The sequence below is a fragment of the Helicobacter trogontum genome (assembly GCF_000765905.2).
GTDB lineage: Bacteria > Campylobacterota > Campylobacteria > Campylobacterales > Helicobacteraceae > Helicobacter_A > Helicobacter_A trogontum.
Map to the genome: position 1 here is coordinate 18,629 of NZ_JRPL02000022.1, position 21,976 is coordinate 40,604.

16 protein-coding genes and 1 pseudogene are annotated in these 21,976 nt (G+C 35.4%); 2 read left to right on the forward strand and 15 right to left on the reverse strand.

The genetic code is table 11. The annotated features are described in order from the left end of the window. Window position 1 precedes the first annotated feature (1 nt). The 14 genes and pseudogenes from LS81_RS08170 to LS81_RS08235 form a co-directional block, all read right to left on the reverse strand. Window positions 2-1,675, reverse strand: coding sequence for a complex I subunit 4 family protein (locus tag LS81_RS08170; protein WP_034345860.1), 1,674 nt, complete (start codon window positions 1,673-1,675; stop codon window positions 2-4). Window positions 1,676-1,688: 13 nt separating this feature from the next. Further along, entirely contained in the window at window positions 1,689-3,542 is a 1,854-nt protein-coding gene (gene nuoL, locus LS81_RS08175) for an NADH-quinone oxidoreductase subunit L (protein ID WP_034347124.1), read from the reverse strand. A gap of 20 nt (window positions 3,543-3,562) precedes the next feature. After that, window positions 3,563-3,865 carry an NADH-quinone oxidoreductase subunit NuoK gene (nuoK, locus tag LS81_RS08180; protein ID WP_034319669.1) on the reverse strand — a complete coding sequence of 101 codons (303 nt, stop codon included), beginning with the start codon at window positions 3,863-3,865 and terminating at the stop codon, window positions 3,563-3,565. Next, the gene (locus LS81_RS08185; RefSeq protein WP_034345857.1) at window positions 3,862-4,434 is read right to left on the reverse strand and encodes an NADH-quinone oxidoreductase subunit J; all 573 of its coding nucleotides are present in this window, start codon (window positions 4,432-4,434) and stop codon (window positions 3,862-3,864) included. Before LS81_RS08185 ends, nuoK begins: the two co-directional genes overlap by 4 nt. A 12-nt stretch (window positions 4,435-4,446) precedes the next feature. Beyond that, window positions 4,447-5,064: pseudogene (nuoI, locus tag LS81_RS08190) on the reverse strand (NADH-quinone oxidoreductase subunit NuoI); the annotation flags it as partial. 9 nt (window positions 5,065-5,073) lie between these two features. Then, complete coding sequence (gene nuoH / locus LS81_RS08195) at window positions 5,074-6,060, reverse strand: NADH-quinone oxidoreductase subunit NuoH (protein ID WP_034345854.1); 987 nt, start codon at window positions 6,058-6,060, stop codon at window positions 5,074-5,076. Next, on the reverse strand, window positions 6,057-8,837 hold the full coding sequence (locus LS81_RS08200) for a 2Fe-2S iron-sulfur cluster-binding protein (RefSeq protein ID WP_034345852.1): 2,781 nt from the start codon (window positions 8,835-8,837) through the stop codon (window positions 6,057-6,059). The genes nuoH and LS81_RS08200 overlap by 4 nt, the downstream gene beginning before the upstream one ends. Window position 8,838: 1 nt before the next feature. Further along, complete coding sequence (locus LS81_RS08205; RefSeq protein WP_034345849.1) at window positions 8,839-11,292, reverse strand: 2Fe-2S iron-sulfur cluster-binding protein; 2,454 nt, start codon at window positions 11,290-11,292, stop codon at window positions 8,839-8,841. Beyond that, window positions 11,289-13,964 (reverse strand): FAD-dependent oxidoreductase, encoded by a 2,676-nt coding sequence (locus LS81_RS08210; RefSeq protein ID WP_081955910.1) that lies wholly within the window; start codon window positions 13,962-13,964, stop codon window positions 11,289-11,291. Before LS81_RS08210 ends, LS81_RS08205 begins: the two co-directional genes overlap by 4 nt. 54 nt (window positions 13,965-14,018) lie before the next feature. After that, the gene (locus tag LS81_RS08215; RefSeq protein WP_034319652.1) at window positions 14,019-14,246 is read right to left on the reverse strand and encodes an NADH-ubiquinone oxidoreductase subunit E family protein; all 228 of its coding nucleotides are present in this window, start codon (window positions 14,244-14,246) and stop codon (window positions 14,019-14,021) included. Window positions 14,247-14,260: 14 nt separating this feature from the next. Then, on the reverse strand, window positions 14,261-15,490 hold the full coding sequence (gene nuoD / locus LS81_RS08220; RefSeq protein ID WP_034345846.1) for an NADH dehydrogenase (quinone) subunit D: 1,230 nt from the start codon (window positions 15,488-15,490) through the stop codon (window positions 14,261-14,263). Between the two features lie 8 nt (window positions 15,491-15,498). Next, window positions 15,499-16,302: an NADH-quinone oxidoreductase subunit C gene (locus LS81_RS08225; protein ID WP_411710186.1), complete on the reverse strand. Its 804-nt coding sequence runs from the start codon at window positions 16,300-16,302 to the stop codon at window positions 15,499-15,501. A gap of 351 nt (window positions 16,303-16,653) precedes the next feature. Next, a complete protein-coding gene (locus tag LS81_RS08230; RefSeq protein ID WP_034345841.1) occupies window positions 16,654-17,163 on the reverse strand; it encodes a NuoB/complex I 20 kDa subunit family protein in 510 nt (169 codons plus the stop codon). Further along, on the reverse strand, window positions 17,145-17,543 hold the full coding sequence (locus tag LS81_RS08235; protein WP_034345838.1) for an NAD(P)H-quinone oxidoreductase subunit 3: 399 nt from the start codon (window positions 17,541-17,543) through the stop codon (window positions 17,145-17,147). Before LS81_RS08235 ends, LS81_RS08230 begins: the two co-directional genes overlap by 19 nt. A gap of 549 nt (window positions 17,544-18,092) precedes the next feature. Between LS81_RS08235 and LS81_RS08240 the strand changes: the two genes are divergently transcribed. Continuing rightward, on the forward strand, window positions 18,093-19,154 hold the full coding sequence (locus LS81_RS08240) for a GDP-L-fucose synthase family protein (protein ID WP_034347121.1): 1,062 nt from the start codon (window positions 18,093-18,095) through the stop codon (window positions 19,152-19,154). A 2-nt stretch (window positions 19,155-19,156) separates the two neighbouring features. After that, complete coding sequence (locus LS81_RS08245; RefSeq protein ID WP_034345835.1) at window positions 19,157-20,365, forward strand: replication-associated recombination protein A; 1,209 nt, start codon at window positions 19,157-19,159, stop codon at window positions 20,363-20,365. 247 nt (window positions 20,366-20,612) lie between these two features. Here LS81_RS08245 and LS81_RS08250 read toward each other — a convergent pair whose 3' ends face one another. Further along, a complete protein-coding gene (locus LS81_RS08250; RefSeq protein ID WP_034345832.1) occupies window positions 20,613-21,545 on the reverse strand; it encodes a hypothetical protein in 933 nt (310 codons plus the stop codon). Between the last annotated feature and the right edge of the window lie 431 nt (window positions 21,546-21,976).

A 21,976-nucleotide genomic window follows, 5' to 3' on the forward strand; every position in this document is an offset into this window, starting at 1 on the left:
TTTACTCCTCTCCATTTGCACTATTATTTTGGCTATTTATACTTTTAGATGCTAAGCTGTTAGAATGTGCATTGTCTCTTGTTTGCATACGCGATGGCAATTCCTCAAGACTTTGTGATATCGTATTATCAATAAATGCTCTCTCTATGACCAAGCCATTATTAACCTTAGCGATATGCTCTTTTGTCTCTTTTTCCTGTGCTAATGTATAAATAGTGCCAACAAGTTGTTGCACAGAAACCTGCATGGGATTTAAAAGCGTATTTGGAAAAACACCAAGCCATACAATTACAAATGCAATGGGGCTAAGTACACACAATTCCTTAAAGCCCAAATCTTTTAATGTTTGTGTGATATGTGTTTGTCTCAATGTGCCATAAAATATGTTCTTAAAGAGATAGAGCATATAACTTGCTGCAATGATAAGCGTCGTCCCAGCAATAGCAGTCACAATAGGTGAAGTTTGGAAATATCCATAAAGTGATAAAAACTCTCCTATAAAACCAATGGTAAGTGGTAATCCAACATTTGACAACATGACAAGTGCAAAGAAAGTTGCATAGTGAGGCATAGTGTGTGCAATCCCACCAAAATCATCGATATGTCGAGTCATTGTGCGATAATACAGCATACCTGCTAACATAAAAAGCCCCCCACTTGTAACACCATGTGCTATCATCATGAAAATCGCACCACTAATACCCTCATTGTTGAATGCAAAGATTCCAAGCACAACAATACCCATATGTGAAATCGAGCTATAGGCAATTACCTTTTTTATATCTTTTTGCTTGAAGGCAATAATACCTGCATATACCACCATAATAACTGCCAAAACACTCACAATTGGCATGAAGTGCACACTTGCATCAGGAAATAATGGCAACACAAAACGCAGAAGTGCATACGTCCCCATTTTCGAGAGCAATGCTGAAAGCATAACGCTGCCAAGTGCTGGTGCTTCACTATAAATATGAGGTAACCATGTATGTAGAGGAATAATAGGTATCTTCACAGCAATAGATACAAAAAAGCCTAAAAATAACCAAATCTGTGTTTCCAGCGGAATCTGTAAAGCCCCACTCAACCAAACACCTAAATCAAAGCTCCAATATCCAAGTTGTTCATAACATAAATAACCTATATAAAGAATTGCAAGCAACATCATAAGACTAGATGCAAAAGTATAAACAAAGAATTTCAATCCAATATAGATTTTTTGCCCACTACCCCAAACACCAACGATATAAATGATAGGTAATAATGCAAGCTCCCAACATGTATAAAACATTAATACATTTTGCGAAACAAATAACGCCATGAGGATTGCTTCCAATGAAAGTAAGCACACAACAAAAGGCTTTGCATCATCTCTTCTTTGTAAATAAATAGTAGCAAGAAAAATAATAAAAGCAGTCAAGACAACCAAAAACAAAGAGATTCCATCAACAAATACAATATAATCAATACCAAGTGCTGGGATCAAAAAAATCTTCGTAAAAAATTGAGTATCTGCTGTATCAGATGAATAGCCAACCCACAATGTAATAACCAGCCCAAGCTCAATAAAAGAGATAATACGCCCAAATCGCTTCGCCCCACTATCATCAAACATAAATATAAATAAGCACGCAACAAGGGGACAACCAATAATTAAGCTCAATAAATATTCCACTTTTACTCCTTGCTTAATTCATTATAAAATAGGCTAACGTTACACATAGCAAAATCGCAACACCTGCACTCATTAGCCGCAACATACTACTTAAATTCCCATTCCGCAATGGCCGTAATACATAACTACAGAGAACAAAACATTTTGCAATCCCATCAACAATCTTATCTAGAATCCCCATATCAACGATATGATACAAGAAATCTGATATAAAGCCAAAAGGTTTTATAATAAAGATTCTATATAAGTATGGAATGTAATATTCATTCTCTAAAATCTTATGCAATATGTTTTTCTTGCCCTCTTTGTAACCATTTCTATACATAAAATACGCACTCACAATAGAAAGTACAACAAGTCCCAATGTGAGTGAGATAAGCATAAAAATATTATCCACATGTATGTCTACTGATGTAAGTGCAGATGACAAAAAAGTATCAAATTGAGTATAAAATAATCCAGCAATAACCGCTAGGAATGCTAAAGGGCTCATTGCATAGAGCATAACTCTACTTGCTTCATGTGGATGTTCATCATGATTTTTTGGTGCCAGAAACACCAAAGTAAAGAGTCTAAAACTATAAAAAGCCGTACAAATAGCACCAACAAGCAGCACAGCCCATAACTCATAATTAGATTTTGCAAATGCAACTTCTAAGATCTTATCTTTTGAAAAATAACCAGAAAGAGGTGGGATACCACAAAGAGCAATGGAGCCAATAAGCATAAAAATCATACTTATTCTTAATGGCTTAGCCAAAGCTCCCATTTTAGTAATATCAAGCTTATCATTCATTGCATGCATAACATTACCAGCACCTAGAAATAAGAGTGATTTAAAAAATGCATGCGTAAAAAGATGAAAAAGAGCTATTGTGTAAGCACCAAGCCCAGCGGCTACAAACATATATCCAAGTTGTGAGAGTGTGGAATATGCAATAATTCTCTTTAAATCTTTATTAACAATAGCCATAAGTGAAGCAAAAACCGCTACAAATGCCCCAAGGCAAGCAATAAAGTAGGCAACTTGTGGGACACTATTATAAAGTGGAGCCAATCTGATCACTAAATACACACCTGCAGTTACCATCGTAGCAGCATGAATGAGTGCAGAAACCGGAGTAGGACCTTCCATAGCATTTGCAAGCCATGTATGCAAAGGGAATTGTGCGGATTTCCCCATAGCACCAATAAAAAGTAGTAAGGCTGTCCATGTAAGCACAGAATCTGAGGGTGGATTGGTTATAAGCTGTCTAAAGATATCATCATAAGAGAGCGAACCTAAACTCGTATACACAAGAAAGATTCCAAGCAACATACCTAAATCAGCTATCCTATTCATCACGAAGGCTTCCATAGAAGCTGAATTTGCACTCTTCTTCTGATACCAAAAACCAATGAGTAGGTAAGAACATGTCCCAACACCCTCCCAACCAATAAAAAGCACCATAAGGTTATCGCCACCAACAAGCAATAGCATGGAAAACACAAATCCACCCAAATATGCAAAAAAGCGATTAAATCCCTTATCGTGTGCCATATAGCCGATGGAATAAAAATGCACCATGCTTGAAACCAATGTAACAACTAGAATCATAACCACATTAATACGATCAAACATTAGAGAAAAGGTTACTTGAAATTGACCTGTTTGGATAAAATCCCACAGTACAACATGAAAACTCTCGCCACCATTCATTAAGAAGTAAAATAACAAAAGGGCAAGAACAAAACTCACACTAATGCAAAGCGAACAAATATAACCAAGCATCATAGATGGCTTAAGTGTCGCACTAAGTCCAGCTACAATGGCAGATATAAGTGGAAGCAATATTAATGCGATTAGCATTTCTTCTTGATATTGCATAATAGTTGTAAAAAGCATATCTACCCCCTCATATTACTAAGCTTATCAATATCAAGCGTTTTATACTTTTTATAGAGCATAAGCACCAAGCCTAATCCAATCGCAACTTCAGCTGCTGCTAATGCAATAATAAATAATGCTATAATCTGCCCATGCAAATCACCTCTATAATAACCGATAGCAACAAATGCTACATTGATAGCATTCAGCATGATTTCAGTTGCAAAGAGTAAAAGTAAGATATTTTTCCGTCTTAAGATTCCATAAAGTCCTATACAAAACATAATGGCACTAAAAACAAGATAATGATTTAGTGTAATCATCGTGCCTCCTTTTTTGATAATTGATTGTGTTGTATTGATGTATCATGCACGTCATTCTCTTTTGTTTCCAATAAATCCTCATGTGTAAATTCAGGTTTATGAGAACCCACACCAATACCTGCTATCATTGCCATTAAAAGCATAATCGCTGCTGCTTCAAAGCAAACAATATAACCCTTAAAGAGCAAATGCGCTAATGCATTCGTGCTATTGTCATTTGGATATGGGATTGCTGTTTGAGTATTACCAACAACAATTAAGAGTGCAATAGCAAAAATACTTACAAGCAACCACACTATAAACTGATTTTGAAACTTCTCTTTCACTTCCTTGCTCACATCAAATAACATCATACCAAAGGCATACATAACAACAACGGCACCCGTATATACAATAATCTGCACCACCCCTAAGAAATCAGCATTCAACAAAAAGAATAAGCCAGATACAAGAATCATGCCAAAAGCAAGTGCGGTAAGTGCATACAAAATATTATTTGTCATAACAACAATCAAAAATGCACACAAACACAATGCACCAAATACATAAAATGCGATAGCCTCAAACATACCTACTCCTTAGTAATCTAGCGGTGTTTGCTTTACTTCTTGATCTGCACTAGGACGCACAGAACCAAACCCTGCAAACTCGAGCTGATGATGAGTTTTTGCTTCTTCTAGATCTTTTAAGAAATCTTCTTTTAGACCAAAATGTGCTCTTTGCTCACTTGCATTTTCAAAACGATTTCCCATAACAATGGCAAGCTCTGGACACACCTCAGCACACAAGCCACAATAGATACAACGTCCTAAATTAATCGTATAAGAATCAATTTTCTTACGACCATCATCACCCTCATGTGTTAAAATTCTAATACAATTGCTTGTGCATATTTTTTCACACAAACCACAGCCAATACAACGCTCACTCCCTGATTCCAACATTCTTTGTAAGTTATGTACGGCACGATAACGTGGACTCAAAGGTTGTGTTTCAAAGGGATAATTAATCGTTACAGGCTTACTAAAAAACTCTTTTATTGTTAAACCTAAACCCTTGATAATATCTGTTCCTAAACTTAACTTCACGCTTCTTTTAAAACTCTCAAAGCCACTTTCTGGCATTTTCTCCATACTCACAAAATAGTAGTCATTTTTTTCTTGTGTTTCTGCTTTTATTTCTGTATGTGCTGTATGCATGCAATCTCCTTATAGTAACACAATGCCTGTAATAAGCACATTAGCCAAGGCTAAAGGCACAAGCACTTTCCAACAAGTATTCATCAATTGATCTGGGCGAACATGCGGCAGAGTAGCTCTTACCCACATAAATAAAAAGATAAAAAAGCATACTTTTAAAATAATCGCAATTCCACCAGGTATAAAGCCAATTGGGTTAAAACCACCCAAAAAGATTAAACTCACAACAAAGCCAAACGCAAACATATGTGCGTATTCAGCGATAAAAAACATTCCCCATTTTAAACCACTATATTCCGTGCAATACCCTGCAATAATTTCTGCCTCATGCTCGAGTAAATCAAATGGTGTTCTATTTAACTCCGCATAGCTTGCAATTAAGAAAAGTAAAAATGCTAAAGGCTGCTTCCATATCAGCCAGTCAAGCACACCACCATCCTGATACGAGTTCATATCAACAAGTGAAAGTGAGCCCACCAACATAATAGGTGCCAAAATCGCAAGTCCACTTACAATCTCAAAACTTAAAACCTGAATGCATGCCCTAGCTCCACCAATCAAACTCCATTTATTTCCGCTGCTAAGCCCTGCTAAAAGCGGCGCATAGATTCCAACTGCGCCAACAGAGATAAAAAAGAGTAATCCAACATTAATATCTGAAATAATGGGTGTTACCTTATAACCAAAAATCTCAAAGTCAGGAAAAAATGGAATGGCAACCATGGAAGTCATCGCACTTACTAAGGCTACAACAGGGGCTAACGTAAAGATAAGCTTATTTGCACCCTTAGGGATAATATCTTCTTTAGTAAAAAGCTTGATCGCATCAGCACCAAACTGCAACAATCCAAATGGTCCCACATAAACAGGTCCTAGTCTCCGTTGAAAAAATCCTAGAATCTTTCTTTCAATATAAGTGGCAAATCCACCCAAAAATGAAAACACAAGCAGAACAACCAATACCTTTATAATAGTTTCGATAATAAACACACTCATGCCCTATTCCTTTCACATTCTTTATCCATTTCACTAACCTTTATGATTTCTAGTGATGCACTAAAATACCCTTGAAACAATGCTCTCACATTTTCTATCATGGGCGAAACAAGTAAAAGCATGGTATCTACTTCATGATCGCAATAAATCTCACTTTCAATGCGTATATCATCTTGTATAAGATATATAGAATCTCCTTCGCCAAAACCATGCTCTTGCATATATGCCTTACTCGCATATACACCACTTTTTGATTGCAAATTGTTGCTTGAGCGTGTTGTATTATTGAATTGATTCTGTGTTTCAAGCAGTAAAGCATTATAACCTATAATCTCACGGGGACATAATGAAAACTTCACTTCCAAGCTATTTTGTATCTCTTTTTTATCTAAAAGCAACATATAACCGCGATTATCCCTGCCATCTCTCTCAAAAGTAGCCTTTAAGTCTTTATGTAAAATACGTTTATACATAGCATTATTCATAAATAAATATTCTGTAAAATCGCCTAAATATTCTAACGATGATAGCTCATCTGGCAGAGCTTCTAACTCTTTTGCAATATCACTTAAATCTAGTGCTGGTTCTAAGCACGAATCCAAATATGGCACACTTGGAATTAATGGTAACACTCGATTTTCCATATTGGTCACACTACCCTCACTTTGTGCAAGTGTTGGCAATGGAAAATGTGGCTTTATAGTAGAAAGGTTAGAATCTATTACAAAACTTCCTTTTGTGCGGATACCTATGCTATATCGAGATTCTATATTATCATTTGGAGTAAGATCACAAAGATTTGCAACACCTAAAGTATTTGTGCCTTTTGGGATATACAAAAGAGCTAGATTTAACCTATCACACACAAATGCAACAAGATGTGCTAGAATCTGAAGTTTTACCCCTTGATCCATAATATCATGCCGCACAGATTCTGTAATGCCTTCCATGATTGCTGTTGCCACAGCATTTTCTATTGTTGGTGGATTTTTATCTGTAAAGTGTGATTGCAATCCATAGCCATCACTGCTTGTGAAATCATGTTCTAAAAACTCATCAAAAACATATTGTGAAATCATTAAGATTCCATCTTTTTTAGCTAATTTTAAACTGCTTAAATCAGCAATATCTAATGCGTTTGCAATTATACTTGTATCATAAGGACTTAGATTGTCAACTTTGCTTTGTGTTTCTATACTATCTGTATTACCTACTTCTTCCTTATCGCTCACTCCTGCATCTTGTAAAGCTGCTTCTTGTGTAACATGAGGTGTTACATCTTGGTTGGAATCTTTTGTTGTAGAATCCTTTGTTTCATCACATTCTTTTTGGATATAAAACCCCTCAATCTTTTGATCTTCACGTTTCATAAATGCACTTAAACTATTTGGAAAACACTCTTCAAAATCATCAATTAAATCATTTGCAAACACTAAACCAAGCAATCCCATAAGCGAAACATTTGCACTATCGCCTTGTATTTGCGTAATATTTTTTCCAAGAGATTCTAAAAGCGTATCTTTAAATAAACTTATGCTTATGACCTGCGAGTTCTTTTGCATCTTTAGGTTATTATTTAGCCTATAACGCACAATAGGCGAGTCATTTTTAAAATAGGTATGCAGTGATATAAAGCTTGGACTTGTTTTAAAATCCTCAAAAGTAGCAAAAAATTGATAAACATCACTTCTTGCCTTATCTGCACTAAATTGTGCTTCATAAAGCTTTCTTGCTTGTAAAAAGTGATTTCCAAAATGCTGCAGACAATATGCCTCATGATTTATCAGTGGGATATTTAACTTTTTAGCTATGTAATCTGCAATCAATGCTTCTTCATTGCTCACATCGCTACCTATATATATCGAATCAGCCCTTTGAAATGCTTGAAGCAGTGCAGTTGTATTACGAGATCCAGTAGACACCATATCAAAGGCAAATCGCCCCGCCCCACAAATAGGATTATAAAGAAAATCATTTTGCACACGATAGACTTTTTGCAAATCGCCTTTAACATCCAAATGTTTTACATTATAGATAAGCTCACAACCACCCGCACAATGTGTGCATGTAGAATGCACTTTCTCTAGCTCCCATGCATTACTTGTGTAAGTAAAATCTTTATAGGTCATAGCCCCAACAGGGCATACAGCAATGCACTCTCCGCAATCCTTGCATTCATTTTTACCCACAAATTCAATCAAACCTTTTTGTCTTTTTGCCCATACAGAATATGGATCTTTGCCCATAGAATCCTTATGGTGATCTGGCGTAAAAAGGTTTGCCTTACCTACCTTTAGGTTTGCCTCTCCTATATTATCTTTACAAGTAGTAACGCATCTTTCACACATAATACACAACGCAGGATTATAAAAACTTTGTGCAAAACTATATGGTTTCTTATCAGCCTCTTGCAAACCAAACTGCTGAACATCAACTTGTGTATATAGTGTAAAATCCTGCAATTCACATTCCCCGCTTTTATCGCATACCCCACATTCTAAAGGGTGATTCACGCAATAAGTAGTCATAATCTCATTTCTATCTTTTTGCAATTCTTCATTATGGACTACCACATCCATACCATCTTTTACTTTTGCATTACAGCTATACACTCTTTTGCCATTAACTTCTACCATACACATTTTACATGCCAAAGTTGGACTACAACCACTTAGAAAACAAATGGTAGGAATTTGTATATTATTGCGTCTTGCAACATCAAGGATTGTATCGCCATCGTTTGCCTGAAGCACTTGTCCTTCAATTGTAATATTCATACTATGCCTTTAAAACTTTATAATCAAAATACTTTATAGAATCTATCACACAATCACTTGCAAGCACAGCAACCATACCTTTCATAAATGAAGTCTGCATAACCCTAACACTAAGAACTACACTACCTACTTGCAAACTTATAATCTCATTATCCTGCAACTTCGTAGCAATGCAAAATTGTTTTGAAACCTTTAAGATTCCATGTAACTCTTTGTCATTATATATGAGATTCTCACTCTTATATTCATTGCGATAAAAGCTTAAATTGCCACTAAGAGCTGCTTTGTAAATAAAGATACCACTTCCTTCGCCTAATATGATTTCTGGACAATATTCAAACAACTCTATATTTAAATCTAAGCCAAGTTGCAACGCTAGAGGATCTAAACGCATTTTAGATTCTAAAGAATCAAAATCTTGCAATCCTCTTTGACACATAAATTCTTTTACAAACGGAATCTCACTTGTAAGCTCTACTATGTATTCACAATCAAGCTCTAAATATGTCCCACATATATCAAGCAAATCATCGCATATACAATCTTGTGCACTACTATAAATATCATTATCCCTAAAGCTTGGATAAAGCTTTACGAGATTCCCATATATATCAATAACACTTCCTTCCATAAACTGCAATGGCACTATAGGGATACTCTTCTGCATATTTTTAGAATCTGCTACAAAGGGGAGAAAAGGCACAGGAGTGATACTAAAATCTGCATTCGCACGAATACCAAGCACATCACAATAGCTACCATCATCTGGGGTTAAATCGCATAACAAACTAATTGCATGAATGTTGTCATAGCAAAGTGGGATAATGGAGCAATCATTCTTGCAAAGGGCAATGACAGAGAGAATTTGTGCAATAAGCCTATAATGTTTAGAAAGATAAAAATCCTGTCCCACCAAGATTTTTATATGAGGTGTTTGTGTAGCTTTAGATTCTAGAGATTTATTGTAGTTACACATAGCATCTAAAAGGGCTATTTCACTCTCACTTACATTGCTTTCTGCCATAAGATAAGCTAAATCTTGCTCCTGTATCCATGCTAAAGTGCTTTTTAATAAAGCCAAAATCTTTGTGTTGTGGTGTAAAGAGGGATTAGATTCTAATGTATTTATTTTATCTTGTATTTGCTTGACAAAAAGACTTAAAAGCAAAGCACTAATAGCAAGCTCACTTGAAACCTCATAAGTAATTGCTAGATCACTTTGGAATCTTTCTTCAGCAATAGAACTTATCCAAATATTTTTAACACCTTTCTTTAGTGCTAGTTTTGATAAATCACTACGTAATATAGGCATTTCATCATACAAATAGCTACCTAAAATAATCACAACTCCATTATGCTGCAAATCTTTTAAGCTATTAGCACTCCCTACCCCAACGTAATGATTACAAATAGAGCTAAACTCTTTGTAATGCAATGCCTCATCGCAATAAATCTTTATATTTGCTTTTTGTGCCAAAAGAGCAGCAAGATAGGCTTCCTCATTTGTTATATTTGTCCCCAAACGCAAGGCGTTTATATGAGATAAAACCTCACTTATAGCAAAGCCTTTTGTCGCACAATCTCCCTGTAACATTCCTAAATTCTGACGTAAGAAATTGTGCCTACCTGCATGACACAATTGCATCGCATGTGCCTCATTTTTAATACGATATATTTCTTTTTTAGAATCTATATTATGTTTCACTTCATAATGAAGTGGGCAGCGTAAGCTACAATGAATGCAATGTGATTCGTTTTTTTCCAACTCCCAAGCATTACTTGTATAAGTAAAACGAGTAGAAAACATAGCTCCAGTAGGACATACACTCACACATTCATCACAATCTTCACAATAAGCATTAAAATCTACACCAATTTTAGAATGAAAGCCACCTGCAAGCACAGACAACACGCTATTACCCACATATTCATTACAAGTCCTAGCACATCGCTCACACATAATACATAAGGCTTCATTATAAACTTTATTATGAAAATGCACATAATCATTTTGCTTTTGAACTGCAAAAAATGGTTGAATTGCAACTTTAGATTCTAATACTTTATCTTGCAATTCACACTCCCCGCTTTTATCACACACGCCACACTCTAAAGGGTGGTTAATACATAAAAAACTCATGATTTGATTGCGAAATTTTTGCAGCTTTTCTGTTTGCGTATAGATTCTAATTGGCTTTGTAACAAAGCTTTTGCAGCTTGCAACTATATTTCCATTATCCTCTTCTACAACACACATCCGACATGCACCCGTTGGTGTTAGCTTCTTAAGATCGCAAAGTGTAGGAATATTAATATTATGATTTCTTGCGACGCTCAATAAACTCTCTCCCACCCTTGCATAGCACTCTTTATCATCAATAAATACCTGGATAAGTAAATCTTTTGTCTCTGCCTTAGATTCTTCATGTTTTATAGCAATATCTGCTTGTGTCATGTGGTCTCCTTTTGCAAAGCTTTTTTATCCAACTCCTTACTAAGACACATTGTGCTTGTATTATCAGAATCTATGACTTTAGTCTCAATGTCATCACAACCAACAACACACATGCTAATATAATAACATCGCATACATCGTTGTGCTTCTGCAATTGCTGTCTCATTATCAAAGCCCAAATTCACTTCTTCAAAATTTTTTGCCCTATATTCTGGCTGTAATTTATCACTTATAGCACGTTCATTGCCTGATAAAAACCCCTTAATCTCTCTATTTTTATCAAACACACCAATTTGCCTTAATAAATCCTCCATTCTCTCATCATCATTAATAGCAACCTCACCTGTTTGCAAATAATTTGCCACAACGCTAGCAACTCTTCTGCCCTGTCCTACAGCATTTACTATAGTTAAAGGACCGCTAACGCAATCTCCTGCAGCAAAGATTCCTTTTTTTGTTGTTGAGAAACTCGCATTATCCACAGCAATTGTCTTCCATTTACTCACTTCTACACCAAAGCTAGAATCTAGTGGGAAATCCATCTCTTGGCTAACTGCTGGAATTAAAATATCACACTCTAATATAACGCCACCATCTTCAATTAACTTTAATTCACCTTTTGGATCTGTATCACTTTTTACCAACTCATAACGATTTATTTTTAATGCTTTAATTGCAGAATCCTCTTGTATGATCTCATCTACTGCACTTAAAAAATGAAAGACAACGCCTTCTTCACACGCTTCATGATACTCTTCTTTTGAAGTATTTTTAATGATAGTTGCCTCATCTCTGCGATAAAGCATAATCACACTGCTAGCACCCAAACGTATGCAACATCTCACAACATCCATAGAGGTAAAACCACCTCCAACACATACGACTTTTTTACCTGTCAAATTGGGCAATTCACCTATATTGAACTTTTGTGCAAGATTTACAGAATCCATAAACTTAATAGCTGGTAGATAGCCATCTAAATCAACGTTCTCATTCTTACAACCAAGCTTTTTACTTGCCCTAGTCCCCACAGCTATAACTAAAGCATTATGTTTAGATTCTAAAGCGACAATATTATGAGAATCAACTAAAAAATTCGTATGAAAGGTAACACCTAAGGCTTTTAAAGATTCTATATCGTGATTATATGCATCAATTGGCATACGATAATTTGGCACGCCAACAGCCACCTCACCACCCAAAACAGGTAAGGCTTCATATACATCCACTTTAATACCTCGCAACGCCAAATAATATGCACTGCTAAGCCCAGCAGGACCAGCACCAATAATACCAACAGATTGATTAGCAAAAACATCTGTTGATTCTATATTATTTGGATGAGAATAGCCCTGCCATTTACTTGTTTGCTTTTTATTGAACTCTGCATTTGCACCAATCCGCTTCAACTCCATAATACTGATTGGAGAATCTAAAATCGCTCTACGACACGCACTCTCACATGGATGCGGACACACTCGTCCACAAACTTGTGCCAAGGGCATACTGCCACGAGTATTGCTTAAGGAATCAAGATAGCGTATATCCTTCACACCTTCAATATAGGCTGGAATATCTACACGCGATGGACATTCATCAGTACATGGTGCAGTGATTTTTGATATATATTCCACATTACTAATTCTTGTTGTTACTGCACTTTTATATCGTTCTAGGGTCTCAAAGCTATTACTAGTCGTATTATCCCGAGTAATATTGTAATCCACAGGCATTAGTGTATGACTTTTTAGCTCTTTTTTGTCTTTGTTTTGCATTATATCTTCAGCAGTTTTTGCAAATCCTGCAACACTACTATCTACATTCTTAGAATCTGTATTTTTCTTGTTTACACCCTGCTCTTCATGCTCATTACAATTATTGCTAGAATCAAGATATTTTGTATTGTGCATATCATGTTTTGTATTCGCCCAAGCAAGATTTGATTGTGTAGTTTCTCGTGCTATTTTTTTTGCAGATTCTGTTATTACATGTCGCAGATCTTCTTTTGCTTGTGTAGCTTTTATGTTTTCTATCCTCTGCATGGCATCATGAATTAGGGAAGAAGAAGTCACTCCATTTGCAATATCTTGTTGCACTTTATCGACAAATTCCCTTGCTTCTTGTAGCTTCTTTGTGCTTTGCTTGAGTTGCTTGGTAAGCTCACTTAACATCTGTGCTTCCTGCTCTAATATTGTGTTATTGCAACTCTGCCTTGATAGAGGTAAGGATCTTGCAAATACTTCTGGTTTTTCCTTGAGAATTTGGAGAATAGGATTGGGGGTAGTTTTACCGACTTCGCACTTTGAAGTAGCCTTCATAAGCTCACACACTTCTTGTAATTTTTCAATATCACTTAATGCCTCACAATCACTTGCATAATTGTGATTTTGTAGCTTTTCTAAAAGCTCATAGAGCACCTTACCACCATACTTACCAGGTGTGCATCGCCCACATGACTGTGCGTAATTTTGGTATTGTTTTGCATAGATTTTTAATGTTTGCAAAATATCTAAACGAGAATCAAAAATAACTATACCATCCCACCCCACAAATGCCTTGATCTCTTTTTGTTTGGTTTCAATAGATTCCTTAGTAAAAAACTTTACCTGTGGTAAAACCTTTGGAAAATCATTTAAGCTGTATGGAATGTTTGGATTTGTCTTCTTTACCATTACGCAACCCTTCTACTGCACATCATCGCTTGTAATATTCATTATTTTCAAACATCAAGCCTTTCTTATAACTATTGTCCAATCAACATGGTTAAATTGCAAAGAATTCATAAGTGTATGCCCTCTTTCCTTTACATAGTTAGCACTCTTTGCAACATTTTCATGTTCACCTTTTTCGAATAAAAAAATAGCTATTTCACCACTATCTAATTGCGTCTCAATCAATTCTCCCATCTTGTCGTAAAAATCATTTTTTAAATGTCGCAAATCAAATCTTTTCATATTTCCCCCAAATCCTATCTATCAATCTCGCCCAAAATAATATTGCTATTTCCTATAATCGTAATAACATCAGCTAAGTAGTGTCCGGGCAAAACCGCCTCCAATACCTGCAGGTGATAAAAGCTTGGGGCCTTGATTTTTACTCTGTGTGGATAAGGATTTCCTAAAGAGCTAATAAAAAAACCTAATTCACCTTTTGGAGATTCTGTAGGTGCATACACTTCACCTTTTGGTGGACGCATACCTTGTGTTACAAGTACAAAATGCTGCATTAAAGAATAATTTTGCGTCATAATATCTTCTTTTGGTGCAGAAATATATTGTGGAGCATGTGCCATAAGGCTTGTGTTTGTATCTTTGTAAAGTTTCATTGCTTGTCTAATAATGGAGCATGACTGAAATACCTCTTCAGTATAAAGCACATAACGACCATAGCAATCACCACTATCTGTATAGGGCACACTAAAATCTAACTCATCATAGATCTCATATGGCTCTTCTTTTCTAATATCATAAGGGATACCAGATCCACGAAGCATTACACCGCTAAGCCCATAGTCTTGTGCCATCTCTTTACTAATTTTTCCAACACCTTCTAAACGCATACGCCAGATTCTATTCTTATCTAAAAGCCCTTTTATAAGATTGACCGTCTTTATAACTTCATCCAAGCAAGATTCTATATTCTCAAACCAGTTATGCGGAATATCAAGTGGTACGCCACCTATGCGAATAGAATTATGCGTTAATCTTGCTCCACAATAATCTTCTATCATATCAAGCACGTATTCTCTGCCCTTAAAAGCATATAAAAACACACTCATCGCCCCGACATCAAGAGCATGTGTAGCCATAAAAAGAAAATGGGAAATAATGCGATTAAGCTCTAAAAGAATAGTGCGTATAACCTTGGCTCGTCTTGGCACTTCTACACCCAAAAGAGTTTCTACACCATAGGCAAAAGCATGATTATTGCTACTTGCTGCCGTATAATCCATTCTATCTGTTGTTGGCATAAACTCATTATAAATCATATTTTCTGCTAGTTTCTCAATCCCTCTATGTAGATAGCCAATGTCAGGATAAGCTTTTTTGACCATTTCTCCATCAAGTTCCAAAATCAGCCGCAATTGTCCATGTGCACTTGGATGTTGCGGACCAAGATTTACAATCATCTTGCCTTCATCTTGCTCAAATAAAACATTTTCAAATTGAGTTTGCAATTTATTAAAATATTGTGCCATATCTACCCCTATACGCGTTTTTCACGCACTTTTGGTTGTGTGTTGGGAAACTTTTGTAAAATTGGTGGTTTATTCGCCTCTTGGTAGCTTATCTCATGGACTAAATCACTTGGTATCGCCCCTTTTGGCACCTCTTTTCCAATACGCGAGAAATTGATACTATCTGCTCTATCAACCCTTGCACTATCTCGTTGTTCAGCTCCGACAATATCACGATACTCTCTACCAAAGATTTTATCCACTTCATACCATGCAGCAAATTCGTCACCTTTTAATGGATAGGTTTTTAAAAGTGGATTGCCCACCCAATCAATAGGCATAAGAATTCTCTTTAAGAAAGGATGATTAAGAAATTTGATACCAAACATATCATAACATTCTCGTTCACTCCAATTCGCACATGCAAAAACACTGCTTACACTTGGCATACTTTCATTTTCCTGTAAAACGCATTTTACACGCAATCTACGACGCCCTTTATGTGATTTTTCATGCGAAGTAAGCTGATAAAAAAGTTCAAAACTCCCCTCACTCGCAAGGTTATCAATCGCACTCATTTCCGATAAAATATTGTATTTCATTGATTTTAACATTTCTAGTGCTTTTAATACCTGCTCTTTTGGCACGTAAAATACTGCTTGATCAATCTCTACATAACTATTTAATACATTAACCTCTTTTTGTAAAGACTCTAATACTTCCTTAAAATTTGATTTTATGGTTTCAACCTTGGGGGTTGCTATGGGCTGGTAAAACCTATCAGTATGATAGACTTTTCTTTGAACGTCCTGCTTTTGTGCTGTCCTGCGTATCATCTCTAATCCTTATCTTCTTGTTTCTTGTTTGTTTGCTTTAAAATCTATTAAACTCAAACACAATCTCTCTTAAAACACATTCTGAAAATCCCCTGTCAAGCAAGATCCTACCTAACTACACATAGGATTTAAATTGCGTGTAAAACTTATACAAGTTCAACGTATCCCATAGCTTTTGAAAGCCCTGATAAGGTATGTATGCAATACGAAATCTTTCGACACTAAAGATACTCGCATAAACCTGCTTTCTCAACACTCCTGCATAGCACATCCTATATTCTCATCCTTTCTCGCGCTAACGATATTCTAGTTTACATGCAACTGAGTAAAATTCTCCTTATAGAATCTCTACACAAGCCTCTTTGGCGTCTCATCTTTTATTGCCTTTTCAGAGCGAATCTTTTGCTGCAACACCATCATTGCGTACTGCAAAGTTTCTGGTCTTGGTGCACAACCAGGTAAATAAATATCCACAGGGATGATTCTATCAACACCTTGCACAGTAGCATAGGTATTAAACATGCCACCAGTATTTGCACAACTCCCCATGGAAACAACCCACTTTGGTTCAGGCATTTGATCATAAAGTCTTCTTGTAAATTCTGCATGCTTTTTAGTCAGTGTGCCTGCAATAATCATCACATCACTCTGCCTCGGACTAGCACGAAAAATAATACCAAATCTATCAAAATCAAATCTCGAACCACCAGTTGCCATCATCTCAATAGCACAACAAGCAAGCCCATAAGTAAGGGGCCAAAGGGAGTTGCTCCTCCCCCAATTCAAAATCTTATCCACACTCCCAAGTGCAACAGGCATACCTCTTGCACTAAGCTCACCTACCTCATGTGTTGCCATGATAATGCTCCCCTTTTCCATGCAAACAAAAAGCCAACTACAAGCAAACCAAGAAATGCAAACATTTCTACAAATCCCAATATTCCAAGATTACGGTATTCCAAAGCCCACGGAATCATAAAAATCACTTCTACATCAAAAAGCACAAACAATACAGCTATGATATAGAATTGATGTGAGATTTTGTTCTGTTGCTTAATTGGAATTGGTCCACATTCATAGGGTGCTGTTTTAAGTTTATCGCTTTTTTTCTGTGCGATCTTTCTTGATACAAGTCTTTGCAAAAAGAATGTTGCCTGAAAAGCAACAAGGGTTAAAACAAACATCACAAATGCACCAAAATATGGGTGTGCCAACATAGGCTCTAACGTTTTGGGCATACTCTTCCTTCACCATTGAGTTTTGATATAATTCTAATTGTAAATAAATAAAAAATAATTTAAACTTAATTTTAATACGTTATTTTATTGTAATGTGGGTTACAAAATGTTACTCAAATATACTATCTATGAGTATAAGCATATATTACATATTACATTGCTTTATATTAATAAAATTATATATTAAAGAATTATTGCAGATGTTATATAGTACTGATTTCTTACTTATTGCAGAAAAGATAGAACACCTTATGAAATAAAAGAACTATTTGATGTAAATCAAATTATAAAAGTTACTTCTACGCTAATATTATCATATTATACTAATACAAAATGTAACATTAATATTTCTAATCTTCTATGCTATGGCGTATGATAATCTAGTGCTCATTGCATTACACTCTGCAGAATACATCTCAAATATGTGTCTATTCTGTAGCTTTATGCTATAATGCGAGATATTTGAGATACACTAAAATATCGCAAAAATTACAGCTGTATCCAACAATCAAACCAAGGATGACAATGAATAAAAATAATAAAGTAGTCATGAAAAAAGATTCTAGAATTTTTGTTGCTGGGCATAATGGGCTTGTTGGTAGCTCTATTGTGGCAAGTCTTAAGGAGCAAGGATTTCATAATATCATATGTAAAACTAGGGCTGAACTTAACTTGCTTGATTCTGTAGCGACCGAGCATTTTTTTGCCACACAAGACATAGAATTTGTATTTTTAGCTGCCGCTAAAGTTGGTGGGATTCTAGCAAACAGCATGTATCGTGCAGATTTCATCTATGAGAATCTTACCTTGCAAAATAACGTTATCTTTAACTCATATAAATTCAAGGTCAAAAAACTTCTATTTTTAGGTAGCTCATGTATCTATCCAAAGAACTCACCCCAACCAATGAAAGAGGAATATCTACTCACAGGAGAACTTGAATATACAAATGAACCATATGCTATTGCAAAAATTGCGGGATTTAATATGTGTGAAAGTTTTAATTTGCAATATGGTACAAATTTTCTTGCTATTGCTCCAACAAACCTCTATGGAAACAATGATAATTTTAATCTTTTAAATTCTCATGTACTACCTGCTTTAATCCGTAAATTTCACCTTGCAAAACTATTAAAACAAGGCAAGGAAGATTGTGTATATAAAAATCTCATGCAAGATTGTGCAAAAGATAAAGATGAGTGCGATACCTTATTGCAACAACTCTTAATTAAGCATGATTCAGTGGGTATATGGGGCAGTGGTAAGCCAAGAAGAGAATTTCTACATAGCAAGGATATGGCAGATGCAAGCGTCTATATTATGCAAAATGTTGATTTTTGCGACTTGACAAACAATAAGGAAAACGTCCATAACACCCATATTAACGTTGGTTATGGCAGTGATATTAGCATTGCAGATCTTGCAAACCTTGTAAAAAATATTGTGGGTTATGATGGAGATATTGTCTTTGATACAACTAAGCCTGATGGTACATTTCAAAAGCTTATAGATTCAAGCAAACTAAATTCACTTGGTTTCACACCAAAAATCTCACTTGAACAAGGTATAGCTAGTGTGTATCAACACTATCTACACAAATATAATGGATAATTATGAGAAATCTAGCCTATAAATTTCGCCCAACAACACTTGAAAATTTCATAGGACAACAACATTTACTAGGACAAAATGCACCACTAAGAATCATTATCGAAAAAAATATACAAGATTCTAATATGTTGCCAAATCTTTTATTTTTCGGACCACCAGGTAGCGGGAAAACAAGTCTAGCCCATATTATTGCAACACTAAGTAAAAAAACTTTTTTATCTTTCAATGCTACGAATTTCAAGCTCGAGACTCTTAAAAAAGAGTTGAGTACGTATGAGCACACAATAAATAAACCACTTTTATTTATTGATGAAGTGCATAGATTAAATATCGCACAGCAAGAATTTTTACTGCCCATTCTAGAAAAAGGACAGGCCACTTTCATTGGTGCTAGCACGGAAAATCCATTTTTTACACTAAGTGCGGCTCTTAGAAGTCGATCCTTTCTCTTTGAGTTGAAGGCATTGCAAACAAATGATTTTGAGGAACTTTATGAGAGAGTATTAAAGGCGTATCCACCTATACACAGCTTTGATTCTATAAAATCATGGCTTTTATCTCATCATAATGGCGATTGTCGTGCATTTTTAAATCTGCTTGATATTGCCCTTGATATAGATTCTAAGCAGGAGGTAAGCATCTCTATGCTTGAGTGTCTAGTCCAAAATGCACAGGGTGTCAAGTCACAAAATACGCATTATGACTACATATCAGCTCTTATTAAATCAATACGTGGAAGTGATGAAAATGCAGCATTATATTATCTAGCATGCCTCATACAAGCAGGAGAAAATCCAGAGTTTATAGCGCGTAGATTGGTCATTTTAGCAAGTGAGGACATTGGCAATGCAAACCCAAATGCACTCAATTTAAGCGTAAGCACGATGCAAGCAGTAAGTAAAATAGGTTATCCAGAAGCAAGAATTGTTTTGTCTCAATGTGTAATTTACTTAGCATGTTCACCAAAAAGCAACACCGCATATACAGCAATCAATCAAGCCTTAGACGACACAAAACTACGTTTAGAATCTGTACCTAGCTATTTGAAAACAAATGCTAAAGGCTACAAATATCCACATGATTTTGGTGGTTTTGTAAAGCAGATATATCATCATGGGAAAAAATATGTATTCCTTAAAAATATTGGCTTTGAGAAAACTCTGCAAGAATGGTTAGCAAAAATACGAAGTAGCAGCACGTCAAAAAAATAAATAAGCACAACTCCACACGCAAAAATCCTCATCTCTGCTTAAAGTTATAATCTAACTTGCATAAAATCTAGCTAAAAGTAAAAATTTAAACAGCATGAATACTAGCCATGCCTAATTATTATAGAGTGAGAGCATGTTTGGGCATAAGATTATAAAAAGCATTCCCTCTAAAATCACACATAATCGCAACACTAAGGCACACCTCTTAATAATAGCTCCAAACTACTATTAAACTGCAATGTCTTAATTAATGTGTAACAACAGATATTTGATAATCATCAAGATATTTTAACAATAATGAGGGATCCATATCTATTCTTTCGAGAAGATCTGCGAAATCTGTAAGCTCCAACATTGTTGTATCTTTACGCTTTAATGTAAGGATTGCTTGTCGTTTCTTAGAAGTGGCTACATCTCCCAATGCAGTCGCCACATTTGTTACCTGTTTTAATGTAGATTCTGAAACCTTTGCATTGGCAAGTCCAGCCAATGCCATCGCGATACCCATATTCACATTTGCATCATACTGCTCTTTTGTGTAATTTGGATCCTCATTCTTCAAGACATCAATCATCTTACTTGCAAACCGATTGCCCTTTATATCTATAGTAATCTCTCTTGCATCAATTTTGAAATCTTTTAGTGCTTGTTGCATATTTAGATCATCTATATTATCTACTAATTGATCAAATTCATCAGATGCTTCCAATACGTCCTTATTTAAAAATCTATGCGATTCTACAGAACCAGCACCTTTAATTTTTAAAACATAGGCTGGGGCATTAAGCTCACAAGAAATCTGTCTAGAATATATCTTACCCTTAAGATTTGCGGGAGAGGAGCAAGAGATTTTTTTGGGTACAAATTCAAGCTCTCGTTCAATTCTAGGATCAACCACTTGAATATAAAATACGATTGCCTGATTAATTTCATTGCCATTCATCATGTAATCAATCCGTATATCATGGAAATTTAACCCGGATTTCATTTCTACTTTTTTTGCAACACAGCTTGCTTTTACTTCATCACCTTGACAATCATATTTGAGATTAGGTATGTCTTTACCCAAATACATCATTGCCTTTTCTGCAGAATCTCTCATACTAGTCTTTGCATATAGTGGTGAAGCAAGGCACAAGGCCATAAACACACCGCATACTCCCATTTTAAAACTTGACATTTAAACTCCTAAAAAAAATATTCTAAAATTATACTAAAAAACTATGTATTAACAAAATATCGCATATTTCATACTTAAACTACCTATTGATCATTTCCTTAATCTCATAATAGAATCTATATAGTACAATAACTTACAAAACAACATCTAATAATTCGGCTACTTGTAAAAATCATTTTGTATCTGTGTATATAGTAAAAAACAAAAATATTTGTGAATCTCTTAGACACATTTTTTCATAGTATATTAAAATCTGCGACTTTTAACAAAGCAAGATATTTTATTACTTTAAGTATGACAACACAAACTGAATTTTATGACAATAAACTCTGTTTACTCAACCAAACAACAAACACTACTTATTAGCTATCATTACTCTTGCTCAAAATTTCTTTTATCAAGCACATCTAATCGTGCATCAAGTAGAGCTA